The sequence below is a fragment of the Pedobacter sp. BG31 genome, assembly GCF_042464845.1.
GTDB lineage: Bacteria > Bacteroidota > Bacteroidia > Sphingobacteriales > Sphingobacteriaceae > Pedobacter > Pedobacter suwonensis.
In genome coordinates this window covers 118,784-133,007 of the sequence record NZ_JBHNZK010000009.1, presented here as the reverse complement: position 1 = coordinate 133,007, position 14,224 = coordinate 118,784, and the positions used below count along the sequence as shown (strand labels likewise).

Sequence of the window (14,224 nt, the reverse complement as noted above, 5' to 3'; positions counted from 1 at the left end):
TCTAAGCCGTTTTCACTTCATCCTCGCTATAATCCTTGATATCAGTAATGTAACCGTTTATCAAGAGAAAATCGAACAATGGTTTGGCTTCTGGTGTAATCGGCATATTCTCCGTTGTAATGACCTGATTGGTTTTTTTGTCGAGAAAAGGGTAAGCAAATAACCGCACATTGGTATTAAACATGTCGTTTACGTAGCTCAATAGTTGACCCGAATAATTTTCGCCACTGAAGTTTTTAGCATTGAATACGAACTTTAAGTTGTTGATGTTTGTAGCCAAGCCAACACTTTTTGGCTTACACCGTGCCAGATATTTGGCAAGGCGGTTATGACGGGTAAAATTAGAAACAATCACCGTGTTTCCGGTATCGCACATTTCCTGGGTACGTTTAGCTACTGTTTCTAAATCGATATCATCAGGTGTTTCCTGTGCATCGGTTAAAACATTGGTTGCCAAAACTTCAATCATTACAGCAAGATTTCCCTCTTCTACTTTATTGGTACGTTTAAACTGCTCGGTAGCTTTGTTAAACAGGTTAAAGTTAGGCAATGATTTTTGCCCGTATTTAGTCCGTAAAATCATGATATCTTTCTTGTACAAAAGGTCCTTGGCCTGTCGTGGATGCGCATCAGCATCGAAAATGGCTGCAGCCGAGAAATCTTTCATAATCATGTACAGATTGAGTAAGATGTTATCTACTCCAGGAAATGCTGGTCCTTTAACCGAAATCAAATCAATTTCTACTGATCCGATGGTTAAATTGTCAGCCAGCGATTCTACCATGATCTTAGGATCCTGGTTATAATAGAAAGCTGCATAAAGCAAGTTTACACCGATGATACCCAGCACACGCTGTTGCATGTTTACATCAGTATCTAACAAACGGACATGAAAGAATATTTCATTAGGGAAGCCTCCGGGCTCATTTTGGAACCTGATTCCAACCCAGCCGTGGGGTTCGTTGGTACGTTTATAATTTAAAGTGGTTACGGTATCAGCAAAAGCAAAAAAGGTGCGGCTTTCATACTTTTCGCCTGATAAACGTTCATTAAGCAATCCGAATTCATGGTCAAGCATCTGTAAAAGCCTGTTTTGGCTAACGTACCGTCCATTTGCTTCTGCTCCATAAATAGCATCACTAAAAGTCATATCGTAGGCCGACATGGTTTTTGCAACTGTTCCAGAAGCTGCTCCGGCATTAAAAAAATTTCTTGAAACTTCCTGTCCGGCACCAATTTCAGCAAAAGTGCCGTAGATTCTTGGGTCAAGATTTATTTTGAGTGCTTTGCGTTTCGTATCCAGAATTTCTCTTTCCATACCGCGAAAATACAAAAAATTGAGGTTAAGCTAATTTTAAGTATGTAACTTAAAATCGATCTAAATACTAAACGACTCCACGGCCATCACCTACGGCGATTTAGAATGAAATCTTGCAGAATGGAGAAATCCGATTCCTTTGTCAACTAGATAGATTTCTCCACTTCGGTCGAAATGGACGATCCGTATTAAAAAAATAAGGTTAATGCCATCCGGCATTAACCTTATAAAACCTAAACCTAAACTCAATGATTACGAAATCTGCATCAGCCACCAATCAACTTCATCTTTAACCCTACTGATGCAGGTTTCATAATGCTTAAAAACTAAACTATTATGAAAATCCTCTTCCGAGAATGCTTTATTACGATACTACAATTTCTCTGTGCTGTAATTTCGCTGTATCTTTTTTGCTGATGTTGATCGATAAAATGCCATCTTTATATTCGGCGGTGATTTTATCCCCATCAGCAGTATCAGGTAAATTAAATGATCTGGCAAATGAGCTGTAATCAAATTCTTTACGGGTAAAATCTTTAGCTACCTGGTTTTCATCTTTTTTTACTTCCGCCCAAACAGAAAGCGTGTCTTTTTTTAAATTGATTTGAAAGTCTTCTTTTTTCAATCCCGGGGCAGCCAGCTCAATTACATACGCTGCCTCATTTTCATGGATATTCACATTCGGTGATTTATCAACCATTTTGTTTTTACTTACAGCGTCGCTAAACAATGAGTCAAAAACATTGTTAAAGTAAGGAGCAGTGTTACGGGTTCTGTTGTTAAAATTTACAAGTGTCATATCGCTTATTCTTTATTTTTTCTAATTTTTAAATTGATAATTCATTCTATTCAACTTATATACCAATCCAGATATTTATGATTTTTAAGACATTTTGGCAAAATAAATCTAAATCAAAAGACAAATTGACAGAAATTAAGGCTTTTTCAGACAAATTCAATTATAAAACAAATATTCATCTGCGCTTTGTTGATTTTGATATGATGGGGCATGTAAACAATTCTGTTTACTTCACCTATCTGGAGATCGCCAGAACTAAATACTGGGAAGAAATTATTAAATGGAATTGGAAAAAGACGGGGATAGTGATTGCGCACGCAGAATTAGACTATATTTTACCCATCGTAATGAACGATAAGGTTGCTATCCACGTGAAAACATCAAGAATTGGTAATACAAGCTTCGATCTTGAGTACCAGATTGTAAAGCTAAAGGGAAGTGAAGAAGTAATCTGCAGCAAAGGAAAAACAGTTTGTATAGCCGTGGAATATTCTACAGGTAAACCTACGGCAATTCCTGAAGAAGAAAAACAAAAAATGCTGGGTTTTGAGCAATTGAGTAGTCAATAGTCATCGTGCTGGAATTGTTTCTCTGAGTTATAGACTCAGTTTTATTAATGAGTCCGTAGAGCCGCTGTGCTTAACTCTACGGACAGAAATGAATCAGTAGTCGTTATGCTGGACTTGTTTTTACTGAATTATAAACTCAGTTCTATTCATCAATCCGTAGAGCCGCTGTGCTTAACTCTACGGATAGAAAGGTGAATTTGTTTCAGCATCTTAAAACCAATAACTGATGATACCCTTAAACAAGTTCAGTGTAACGAATAAATCAATCTGGCATAATCTTTCCCGGATTTAATATTCCATTAGGATCAAAAACATGTTTAATTCCCCTCATTAAATTAAGGTGTATTTCTGAGTACTTTATGGGCATAAATTCTTTCTGAACCAGGCCAATGCCATGTTCTCCTGAAAGGGTGCCGCCTAAAGCGGTGGTGAGTTCAAATATTTCAGCGATACCAGATTTGAGTTTGTTTTTCCAGTCCTCATCACTCATTCCCGCCTTAATAATATTTACGTGCAGATTTCCATCGCCCGCATGTCCGTAACAAACACTCTCAAAGCCATATCTGGCGCCAATCTCTTTAATACCACTTACGAGTTTGGGTAAAGCCGCGCGGGGAACGACAGTATCTTCTTCCTTATAAACCGAATTAGATTTAACTGATTCGGCCATTGTTCTGCGCATCCGCCACAATTCCTCTTTTTGAGCAGCTGTATCAGCAAATAAAACTTCCGTACAGTGGTGTTCTTCTAAAACGATGTTGGTTTTCTCGCAATTTTTAAAAATATCATCCAGGTCATCGCCATCAAATTCAATCATCAATAGAGCAGCCACATCATCTTTTAAATCAAATTTAATATCATCAAATTTGATTACCCATTCTACGCCTTTCCGTTCCATAAACTCCAGGGCTGATGGTGTTACGCCGGCCCTGAAAATGGCTGAAACTGCAGCACAGGCAGCTTCGTTAGTGCTAAAAGATCCCATCATTAAAACCGATTGACCAGGTTTAGGCAATAGCTTGGTTACGATTTTAGTCACCACACCTAAGGTACCTTCCGAGCCGATCATCAATTGCGTTAAATTATATCCTGAAGCATATTTCAAGGTATTTGCGCCTGTCCAGATAATATCGCCGTTGGGCAACACCACTTCCAGATTTAAAATGTATTCGCGGATGGTACCATATTTTACTACTCTTGGGCCACCAGAGCCGTGCGCCACATTACCTCCAATAAAACAAGATCCTTTACTACTGGGATCAACCGGGTACAAAAGGCCTTTTTCTGCTACTGCATTAATAAATTTTTCGGTAATTACCCCGGGCTCAACAGTTGCCTGTAAGTTTTCGGTATCAATATCCAGAATGGCCTTAAACTTTTCCATTGATAGCGAAACCCCGCCATAAATGGGCAAGGCAGCGCCACTTAAGCCTGTTCCACCTCCACGGGGTGTAACCGGAACATGATGGGCATTGCAGATTTTCAATAAGGCCGAAACCTCTTCCGGCGTAGTGGGCTTAACCACCACCTCCGGCTGATAGCGTAAATCTTCAGTTTCATCATGGCTATATTTTTCGAGGTTTTCTGTGTCTGTGAAAACTTTATCGGCACCAATTGCTGAGGTGATTGCTGCTAAAATTTCGTTATTAATAGGGGTAAAATTCATTTTAATTTGTTGCTGAATAACTAAGTTGAACAAAAGAATGGCCGATTTGTCCGGGCATTGGCGGATGAAGCTTTTTTATGCCTACATCAATCTTTTCTACAAAGGGGTATTTTTCAATTACTTTTGAGATGATGTTATTCAAAACGGTTTCTAATAGCTTTTGGGTATTTTTCATCTCCGCAATAATAATATTGTTCAAATCTTCGTAATTAACGGTCTGCACCAGTTCATCATCAAAACCCATTGGCGTAAATTCGGTTGTTAAATCGATAATAAAATGATTTCCAGTCAATTGCTCTTCAGGGTAATAACCATGCAAAGCAAAACATTTCACATCTTTTAAAGCTACAGTTTGTTTGAAATGGCTCATGTATGTTCTTTAAGTTGTAAAATTAAATTTTTATTCATGAATTTAATGCCCATTACCGTAAATTGTTACCTTTGAAATGAACGCGGTTTTTTAACCAGATAATACAAAATTACATGAGCAAATCAGTGAAAAAAGACCTGTATGAGGCGCCAGACTATTATTTATTAGATGAATTATTAACCGATGAACACAAATTAATCCGTTCTACGGCCAGAGATTGGGTAAAAAAGGAAGTGAGCCCTATTATTGAGGATTATGCTCAAAAGGCAGAATTTCCTAAACATTTAATAAAGGGACTGGCGGATATCGGTGCTTTCGGACCTACCATTCCGGTTGAGTATGGTGGTGCCGGACTGGATTATACTGCTTATGGGATTCTGATGCAGGAAATAGAACGGGGCGATTCAGGCATCCGCTCTACCGCATCTGTCCAGGGTTCGTTGGTGATGTACCCTATTTATGCCTATGGAACTGAAGAACAGCGCAAAAAGTACCTTCCTAAATTGGCTAGTGGTGAAATGATGGGCTGTTTTGGCTTAACGGAACCGGATCATGGCTCCAATCCGGGCGGCATGGTTACCCATATTAAAGATGCCGGAAGTCACTATATTTTAAACGGTGCAAAAATGTGGATCAGTAATGCCCCCTTTGCCGATATTGCTGTGGTTTGGGCAAAAGATGAATCAGGCAAAATCAGAGGAATGGTGATAGAACGTGGAATGGAAGGCTTTTCTACACCAGAAACCCATAATAAATGGAGTTTACGTGCATCGGCAACCGGTGAGCTTGTTTTTGATAATGTTAAAGTGCCAAAGGAGAATGTTTTCCCTGAGATCAGCGGATTAAAAGGTCCGTTGGGTTGCTTAAACCAGGCACGTTACGGTATTGCCTGGGGTGCTTTGGGCGCAGCAATGGACTGTTATGATACCGCTTTGCGCTATTCGAAAGAGCGTATTCAATTTGGAAAGCCGATCGGTGGTTTCCAGCTGCAACAAAAAAAACTGGCCGAAATGGTAACCGAAATTACGAAAGGTCAGCTGTTGGTTTGGCGTTTGGGCGTACTTAAAAGCGAAAATAGGGCTACAGCCGAACAAATATCTATGGCGAAAAGAAATAGTGTAGAAATTGCCCTGGATATTGCCCGTAACGCACGCCAAATGCTTGGTGGAATGGGTATTACCGGCGAATACTCCATTATGCGCCATATGATGAACTTAGAATCTGTAGTTACTTATGAAGGTACACATGACATACACCTATTGATTACGGGCATGGATGTGACCGGATTGAATGCCTTTAAGTAAGAAAGGATTAAAAAGATTTTAGATTTTAATGATAAGGAATACCAGATCAGATACATGGATATTTAAGATTTAACTTGTCGAATAACTTTTAAAAGAGAAGCTGAAAAGGAATTTTGATGAGGTTTGATTGTTGGAAAACGGCCTACCCATTGTTATTAATAATCTATTAACTTTAGAGCTCAAGGCGCATAAATTTAGAAAACTATCGTTCGGCACAAGCTAAAAATTTTATTGTAGCTTATAATTTCAATGTCGGATTATTGATTAATTTTGGCGCAACAAGTCTCCAGTTTAAAAAGATTTACAATCCTGGAATGGATATAAATCAGGATTGAGCAAAGTCTAATGATTGGGATGATACCATATACTTAACCTTAACTAATAAATAACCGGATCTGATTTTCCTGAGCTTTGATCATTAAAATCTTTAAATCCTAAAAATCATGATACAGAATGGACTTTAAAAAATATACCTACATACCTGCCCCACCCGAAGAAGTTTATTTAGCGCTGACCAAGGACATCAGCATAAAATTATGGACCGGTGCCGAAGTGGAGTTTGAAGAAGTACCCGGAACGGAATTTTCTTTCTGGGATGGCGATATTACTGGCAAAAACATCGAATTTGTTTATGGAAAGCAGATTGTACAGCAATGGTATTTTGGAGAAGAAAATGAACCATCCATCGTAACCATTAAACTGCACGAAGATAAAAAAGGAACATCACTTGAATTTAGGCAAACCAATATTCCCGATGAAGATTATAAAGATTTTACGGAAGGAATTCAGGAGTATTTTTTAGGTGGTCTGGTCGATTTTTTTGAGGAGTAACAATAGCATCAATGAAAGCTCCAGTTAATACTCTCCTTTTTTCTTCTTTGCTAATGGTCTTTTTATCAAGTTCCTGCAGAACCTACATAAGCCCAGCTTTACCTGGAAATAATATGGGTTATCTGCCACGTCAAATGGAGGCCGATAGCATTAAATCGTTAACACATGCATCAGCCAGTTACGCCGGGGCGTCATCTCCTGGAAATGGTAGCGTTTCATTTGAAATGGGTATGTTAAACATTAACCGTGGGCATACTTTTAAGGGGTTTAATGTTGCATATGGTGTGATGGGTTATTTAGGAAATGCTGAACACCAGTATTCAAATAATAGGAATGATGCCAATGGCGATTACCCGCCCGCTTTTAACAAAAAAATGTATGGTTTTGGTTTAAGAACTTCTGTCGGTTTTCACAGTACTTCCATAAATGGAAATACCGATTTCAGATTTATAAACTGGGAAAACGCACTAAGTACCGAAAATGGAGCATATGCTGATTTCAGGAATGAAATTTATAATGGTAAAGTTTATAATTATGCCGGTGTTTCAAACAGGAAAAGATTTTGGACAACCGGACTTTCAACCGAGGTAATTTTCAGGGCCAGGCGCAACCATGATATCAAACACGCTTTCAGGCTGTTCATTGGTGGAACTCCTGGACTGGCCAACAGTTTTAAATACGGCCAACTCGCAGATCTTGATAAAGTAATCAACAGTTCCTCTGCATGGAATTTTAACTACTTTTTAAGCGTAAAAAGATTTACACTTTCACTTGAAATAGCGGAAAATATAAATCTTGCCAGTAAGATTTCTCTTGGGTATAAATTACAATAAAAACATATCAATGCCAGAGCTGTTCTAATATAAATTAAAAGCAATATTATGAACAGAACATTAGGAATTGTATTGATTGTTGTGGGCATTGCCATGCTCATCTGGACTGGTTTCTCTTATACTAAAAAAGAAAAAATTGTGGATGCAGGTCCCATTCAGATATCAGCAGATAAAGAAAAATCTGTAAACTGGCCTCCGTATGCCGGTGGTATTATTTTAATAGCGGGTGTAGTTGTTTTTGCGACTTCAAAGAACAAGAAATAATATTGAAAAACCCTTTCTGGCTATTATTTTAATTGAGTTAAATTATAATCCCATTGAGGTAGTTAATAAGCTTAAATAATATACTGATTTTCAATTACTTATAATTTATCGCCTATGTTTATGCAACATGGTTGCAAAAATACAGGCGATTATTTTGCAACTATGTTGCAATTGATTAACTTAGTGCTGTTGCAACCGGGGATAAGCCGAACCCCCGTAACCACAGTAGGCATCAATATTAATCAATTATTTTATGAAAAATCAATCAGAAAAAATCACATTGAGCTTGGAAGACCTTCAATTGGAAAGTTTTGTAACCAGTATCGACAGCGAAGTGGCTGTGCGTTTATCTGGTGGTTTGGGTAATGTATCTGAGCCAACCCATACTGAGCAAACAGATGACCACCATACGCCACCAGTTAGGTGTACTACTGTGATCTGTTAATTAACGCAGGTATTTTCATCTCAAGGCGCTTTAGGGCGCCTTGTTTTTTAAGGTGGTTGTTCTTAATCAGTGGTAAGCGACTATGCATGATCAAATGATTTGAGTTTAGCGTTTAAGGCGCAGTTTGCTATTTCTTAATGATTGATCATTTACGACTTAGGCTATTTGGGTATTGAAAAAAGCTACCATTTACAGAATCCATTAGTCCGGTCCTCATCGAATAGCTATCCGATGTCGCGCATGCAAATCTTAAAACATTTTAATTGTGGTTTTTATGAGTGTTTTTTAATTTATTAGCATTCATGGACAATTGGCAGTTCCCAGATTAACTGATTTGATGAATTTGATCTGTTCTAGACGACAACTTCCGACGAAGTTATCTATTCGGATCCTGAAACAAGTTCAGGATGACGACTTGATGGAAAGTTTTTGCGTTTAATCAATTAATCATTTTGCAATCCAATTTATATTGCATACTTCAATAAAGCCAGCCTCAATCAATAACCTGATTTGCTGAATCATTTTCTTTGTTAACTCCTCCAAAGACTTTTCGTTTGGAGAATCTTCAAATAATGTGGATTGGAGTAATTTTACGAGCTCTTCTCCTTTCATTTTTTCTTTCTCTGTTGCATTTAAAATTATCGCGATAAATACGCCAACACTAATTTCTCTTATTCCGTTTTCATCACTGATTAATAGAAGCATCTCATTTTCTCTATGTTGTTTCGGACGATAAATTTTTATCCGATCGCTTAATCTGAAAAATTGATGGAGTAACTCCAGATCAGTTAGCTTAAGGCTTTTTTCGGCCTGTTTAAGCCAGTATTTATGTTTTTGCCTGAAACTGAAATAACCTTTGTGTTTTTTCCATAAATCAACCAAAGTGCTTTCCAGATTAAATGAAGTTGCAATATCATCGTTGCGGATTTTCGAAATTTCTGATTGTAGTTTTGCTCTAAAATTGTAAATGTCTTCAGCCTCAAAAGCCGAAAAATCCTTTAATTTCGACAATGTTCTGGGATAATATTTTGAAAAAATCGACCTTTTAATTTGAATTTCATCATATTGATGGCCAAGTATTGATTTTTGATCATTGTGGGGTAACCCGGGATTCAAAATGTTATCAAAGCCTTCCCCCTTTAAAATAGCTAAAATAATATAACCCACTCCTGTTTTTCCTGATAACAAGCCATAATCATCAATACCTGATGACACATAGGTGTTATAACTGTTTGTTCTTTGATGGAGTTCTCCGGCCTGATCTAATATTAAATCAATTTGAGATGTTAATTGATAACTTAATAAAACCGGGATCATTCCACAATACCCGCTCACTAAGGTAAAATCAGTTCGATTTAGCTTTTTTAAATCATCCAGACAGCGTTCCAGTGCGTTTCGGCAATCCGCTTGGTAATCTTTTTGTTTTGTATGCTGCAGAGCCATTTGTCTCGTTAGTCCGATTCCCGCAGCACCATGCGCCCATGAATTTACATCCGTCATTTCAGGTAAAAACGTCTCCAGCCTCCATTCATGTACGTCAGGCTTATTTAACCTGTGCGGGCCAAGCCGCAAGTCCAGCCAGTTTTTAGCAGGTTGGTGGAAATATTGCATTTCGTACCGCAAAGCTTCTTCAGCCAGATAAATCAATCCCGAAGCATTAAAATACTGGCCAACCTGCAGCAACACCCAGGCAATACCCGAGGCGCCGTGAGAAAAGCCGGTCATGCTATCATAGGCTTTTTTCGATCTGGAATAGTCCCACTTTAACCCCTGTTCGGAGATCCGTGCTTCTGCAATTAACCGATCGATCAGCAATCTCACCAGGTTTAATACTTGAGGGTGATTAGTGTAGTGATAAAGTAAGTTTAATAACAGCAAATTACCACAGTAGCCACTTAAAAGATCGGCTTTTAATAATTCGGTTAATTGTTTTTCATGATGGAGCGTTAATGTTAACGCTTTTTCTTTATAAAACCCGTCATTCGTCACTTCGTAAATTTTGAGGCAGTTGTAAATTACCCCTCCCAAACCGGTATACAAAGCAAAAGATTTAGGGTGAAGCACTTCTTCTGCATTTAAAATCCGGTGCATCGCTTTGTTTATGATACGCAGGTGATCTGCATTTCTATCAAACTGATATAATTGGAGAAAAAAAAGAACGATACCACAATTACCGTTAAAGAGGTCATAACTTTCCCTAAATTCATATTCTTCAGGGTTGATATAAAAGGGCGTTGGCCACCAGATTTCCTGATCGGTTTCTTTGAAATTCAGGCATAAGTCATCGTAAATCTTATAAAGCTGATTTCTTAATTTTTCGATCTGTTTTGCAGTAAACATTATCAAATATTACGTGATGGATTATTCATGGATAAACTCAAGACAGGTTAGTATACAATACATGATGTAAGCTTCTTCATAATTATAAACACCTAAACGGTTATTATTCATATGCATAAAGCTGGATATTACCTGAAATAATTTATTTTCTTCCAAATCAGACGATCTGTATAGTTTTAGTATCCCAATGGTTTCAGATAAATACGCGTTTAGATCATCATCTGCTTCCCTGGCTTTAAGCGATTGCCAAAACTGGTCTGCAGCTTTAACCATTTGAGGTTTTGATGTTTCAAAAACGGTTTCAAACTGGTTTAACCAAAATAACCTTTGCCTTTCCTTCGGTTCTGTTTGGTTAAAGAGTTTGGGTAGCCAGCCTTCTAAAAATAAGTTACACACATTTATTAATGCATCCTTATTCCATCCGGTAGCATATAACAAGGTCAGATGTACTTTTATAGCCTGTGCAATGGGCGATTGGTTAGTTTTCTGATTGACGATCCAGTTTAAAATATAGGCAGACGAACATTCAAAATATTGTTCTGCCCATGGCATAGTCTCTAAGTTTCCATATCGCTCGACTTCTGGTTCATATTCGGCGATCTGAATGGATTTTATTACTGAACTTTCTGCAGAAAGTGACTTAACGATTGAATGGTGCCCGTTTTTTGTAGCTTTTAACCTCAAACGGATATGATCGCCGCCTTCCCAGTAACGTATAAAAAACCAGGGCGCATGCCATTGCTGAATAAAAGGATGAACCAGCTGTTTTAAAAGTTGATCGGCATCTCCATAATGGAATAAATATACCGATAACCATTTAAATTGTCGATTTTCCATAAAGTGATCAGTTATTGTACCATTGGATCAGGTATTCGCTTACCTTATTCTTTGTTGGTTTCGGAAATACCTCTTCAAGGGTAATGTAATTGCCGGCCCTCAACAATAATTTCTTAAACATGGCTAAAAATAATGGGCTATGGAAAGAAAGGTATTGCGGTTTATAATCATCATGCAGGCCTTCCCTTTTGTCATCCGATTGAGTTTGATAAGCACGTTTTCTTAAAAAGATAAATATCTCCCAAGGTATCTGATTATTAATGAGCCAGTTGTTTAGTCTGATAAAATATTCAAAATCTGTTTCAAACTGATCCTGTTGAGGAATAATGGATGTTTTTATACGCCATGTTTTACGCCTTAAAATAATATTTTGGGCATAAACGATCCTCGGCAATGTAAATAAATCAGGAGAAGGAACGCGATGTCGATCTAGGTAAAACTGGTCAACCAGTTGAATAAAGGGCTGTAACGAGACACGCGCATCGGGATTGAAATGTGCGAGCAGTTGATAAAGGTTAGACCGGTTGTAAAAAGACTCTAAACTTAAATCATAACTGTAAAATTCAGTATCTTCTTTATAAAGTCTTAACACTTCATTTTCTTTATCATAATTTATCCTTAAATCGCTTATGTTAAATTGTTTGCCAAACGGATAAATGTTATTTCCGCCCGGAAGTTCAAGTTCATGAGCCAGCAATGGCGGATGGATATTCGCATTAAATGTGGAAGCATCGTTCAGTTCTACCTTAATGGCGCCATGATGAAGGTTTTCATTTAGCTTGACAATACTGTTGGTAATTTTTTGATCAAAGAGCGATAAAAAGCGGCAGCTCACTTTGCCCATTCCTGGCAATAAAGCGTTGATAACGCCGGCAAAGCCATTTTCATTCTCGACAAATTGTACAAACATTCCTGCTGCAGCATTTTTAGCTAGGTCAGAGGCAGCTGGCAGGCCATCAAAGAAATTAACGTCTAAATGAATCCGGCTTTCATCATTGTCTTCAATTGCTGATAGTTTCTTTAAAACTGCATCTTTCCAAGACTTTAAAGCAGGAAAATCAGTAGTTGGAAGTGATTCTTCTTGTTTTTCAGGCTTTTTTACGTGGAAGTAGTAATTTCTGTAAAAAGTTATCAGGTCTGCTGTTTCATTATCCCCGTAGTGCGCTAAAAAGAAATCACGCATTTTTTTACGTTCTCTACGCATCACATCAAGCGGAAGTAAGAAACTGATCAGTTCATTTGTTTTATCAACAAAATCCTTTATCTGTTGTTCAGGTAGTTCCAGTTTTTCTGTTGTAAAGCAGTCTTCGTAAAAAATATGCCTGGCTGAAAAATAGTAAGGAATAAATTTATGGACTGAAATTTTTTCGGCTTCAGGGCTTTCTGGAGTTATTTTTTTTTCTGATGCGCTACTGTAAAAAGGAAGTCCAGCCTCCTGTTGTAATCGGCAAAACACTTCATTTAATTGTTTTTCTGCTTCCTGAAGAATTTGATAGCGTTCAAAAGGACCAGTTGATGAGTACTCATTTCTGTATTGCTGCAGGTTTTGAAATAGTGTGATAACCGGTATTGCTGATGGCTCCACCCCTTTGAACGATTTCAGAAAAAGTAATAATTTGCTGTCCCATGCTTCGTCCATACCAGAAAATCCTAAGCTCATTTCAAGCATACCCGCTTCAACTAATTTAATGACGTATATCTTGATACTTTCATAATCCGCGTTGTCAACATTCTGATAAAGTCTCAGGATCAATTGTTTAAATGAGATAAGTTGACGCTGATTTAATTGCTGGTAAACTAATAACTGCAGGCCTTTTGCATTGATCTGCTGAAACGATTCGATGTTGTTGAAATTGCTTAAGAAGCAGATTTTATCCTTTTTAATTGACGCCGTTATATTCAGTTTAATCAATAGTTGCTCGTTTAATAAAGGATGCCTTTTCAATATTGATTTGAGGTATTCGAATATCGCATTATTTAATTTTAATCGGCTACAAACTCTATGATGAGTCGTTTTGGATATCTCCGATGCACCCAATGTTGCCAGCCCGGTATAGGTAAAACTACTGAATGGTGACGTTTTAAAAGTCATCCTGCTCAGGTACCTCATCAAGCTGAATAAGGTCCGGTGCTCTTTCTGTTTAAAGCTTTTAACGTCTTTTTGCGTAAAATTGCTTAACTGCTCATAAAGTAACGGACTTGATAACAAAAGCCCGTTCTGCAGTTCAGGCAGTTGTGCTGTTGCCTGTATTTTTTGCTGATGAATATGCTGTTCTTCTTCAAATTTTAGGGAACACTCATTTTTAAAAAGGGTAATTTGTTCCAACTTGTTTAAATAAGCCTTAAAATCATGCTGAAGTGTTTGTGGTAATAAAGAAACATAATGAGGATCGATCTGTTTATTGTTGAATAACTGACGTTTAAGATTAATTAATTGCTGTCTAACTTTATCATCCGTCTGAAGATTAATTACAGGATATAAAGCATCACATATTCTGTTTTTTAATTTCTCTTTGTCATCAAAATGATTTTGATAAGATGATAAAAGATGTTCTGCATCTCTGAGTTGCAGTTGATCAAAAAGTTGATGGTGTAATCCGGCATAACGTACCAACGAATAAGGAAAAATCTGTGAGCTCATATCTATA

General features: G+C 37.6%; 13 protein-coding genes. 6 read left to right on the top strand and 7 right to left on the bottom strand.

Annotation, left to right across the window (positions count from 1 at the left end):
• Window position 1: 1 nt before the first annotated feature.
• Both ACFE6N_RS13020 and ACFE6N_RS13015 read right to left on the bottom strand, forming a co-directional pair.
• Complete coding sequence (locus ACFE6N_RS13020) at window positions 2–1,318, bottom strand: nicotinamide mononucleotide adenylyltransferase (protein WP_378937079.1); 1,317 nt, start codon at window positions 1,316–1,318, stop codon at window positions 2–4.
• Between the two features lie 364 nt (window positions 1,319–1,682).
• Entirely contained in the window at window positions 1,683–2,117 is a 435-nt protein-coding gene (locus tag ACFE6N_RS13015; protein ID WP_090978936.1) for an Hsp20/alpha crystallin family protein, read from the bottom strand.
• Window positions 2,118–2,194: 77 nt separating this feature from the next.
• Here ACFE6N_RS13015 and ACFE6N_RS13010 point away from each other — a divergent pair, with 77 nt between their 5' ends.
• Window positions 2,195–2,686 carry an acyl-CoA thioesterase gene (locus ACFE6N_RS13010; protein WP_378937077.1) on the top strand — a complete coding sequence of 164 codons (492 nt, stop codon included), beginning with the start codon at window positions 2,195–2,197 and terminating at the stop codon, window positions 2,684–2,686.
• Window positions 2,687–2,948: 262 nt separating this feature from the next.
• Here ACFE6N_RS13010 and ACFE6N_RS13005 read toward each other — a convergent pair whose 3' ends face one another.
• Complete coding sequence (locus tag ACFE6N_RS13005; protein ID WP_378937075.1) at window positions 2,949–4,352, bottom strand: FAD-binding oxidoreductase; 1,404 nt, start codon at window positions 4,350–4,352, stop codon at window positions 2,949–2,951.
• A 1-nt stretch (window position 4,353) separates the two neighbouring features.
• Window positions 4,354–4,722: a dihydroneopterin aldolase gene (locus ACFE6N_RS13000; protein ID WP_378937073.1), complete on the bottom strand. Its 369-nt coding sequence runs from the start codon at window positions 4,720–4,722 to the stop codon at window positions 4,354–4,356.
• Window positions 4,723–4,835: 113 nt separating this feature from the next.
• Here ACFE6N_RS13000 and ACFE6N_RS12995 point away from each other — a divergent pair, with 113 nt between their 5' ends.
• The 5 genes from ACFE6N_RS12995 (at window position 4,836) to ACFE6N_RS12975 (ending at window position 8,399) form a co-directional block, all read left to right on the top strand.
• Window positions 4,836–6,026 (top strand): acyl-CoA dehydrogenase family protein, encoded by a 1,191-nt coding sequence (locus ACFE6N_RS12995; RefSeq protein ID WP_378937071.1) that lies wholly within the window; start codon window positions 4,836–4,838, stop codon window positions 6,024–6,026.
• 453 nt (window positions 6,027–6,479) lie between these two features.
• The gene (locus ACFE6N_RS12990) at window positions 6,480–6,857 is read left to right on the top strand and encodes an SRPBCC domain-containing protein (protein WP_090978950.1); all 378 of its coding nucleotides are present in this window, start codon (window positions 6,480–6,482) and stop codon (window positions 6,855–6,857) included.
• A gap of 113 nt (window positions 6,858–6,970) precedes the next feature.
• A complete protein-coding gene (locus ACFE6N_RS12985; RefSeq protein ID WP_378937069.1) occupies window positions 6,971–7,690 on the top strand; it encodes a hypothetical protein in 720 nt (239 codons plus the stop codon).
• A 48-nt stretch (window positions 7,691–7,738) separates the two neighbouring features.
• The gene (locus ACFE6N_RS12980) at window positions 7,739–7,954 is read left to right on the top strand and encodes a hypothetical protein (RefSeq protein ID WP_378937067.1); all 216 of its coding nucleotides are present in this window, start codon (window positions 7,739–7,741) and stop codon (window positions 7,952–7,954) included.
• A 253-nt stretch (window positions 7,955–8,207) separates the two neighbouring features.
• Window positions 8,208–8,399: a pinensin family lanthipeptide gene (locus ACFE6N_RS12975; RefSeq protein WP_378937065.1), complete on the top strand. Its 192-nt coding sequence runs from the start codon at window positions 8,208–8,210 to the stop codon at window positions 8,397–8,399.
• Between the two features lie 447 nt (window positions 8,400–8,846).
• Here the strand turns inward: ACFE6N_RS12975 and ACFE6N_RS12970 are convergent, their stop codons facing one another.
• From ACFE6N_RS12970 to ACFE6N_RS12960, 3 genes are read right to left on the bottom strand one after another with little or no spacing between them, the layout of a single operon-like run.
• A complete protein-coding gene (locus ACFE6N_RS12970) occupies window positions 8,847–10,739 on the bottom strand; it encodes a lanthionine synthetase LanC family protein (RefSeq protein WP_378937063.1) in 1,893 nt (630 codons plus the stop codon).
• A 21-nt stretch (window positions 10,740–10,760) separates the two neighbouring features.
• On the bottom strand, window positions 10,761–11,576 hold the full coding sequence (locus ACFE6N_RS12965) for a thiopeptide-type bacteriocin biosynthesis protein (RefSeq protein WP_378937061.1): 816 nt from the start codon (window positions 11,574–11,576) through the stop codon (window positions 10,761–10,763).
• A gap of 7 nt (window positions 11,577–11,583) precedes the next feature.
• Entirely contained in the window at window positions 11,584–14,217 is a 2,634-nt protein-coding gene (locus ACFE6N_RS12960) for a lantibiotic dehydratase (protein ID WP_378937059.1), read from the bottom strand.
• Window positions 14,218–14,224 lie beyond the last annotated feature (7 nt).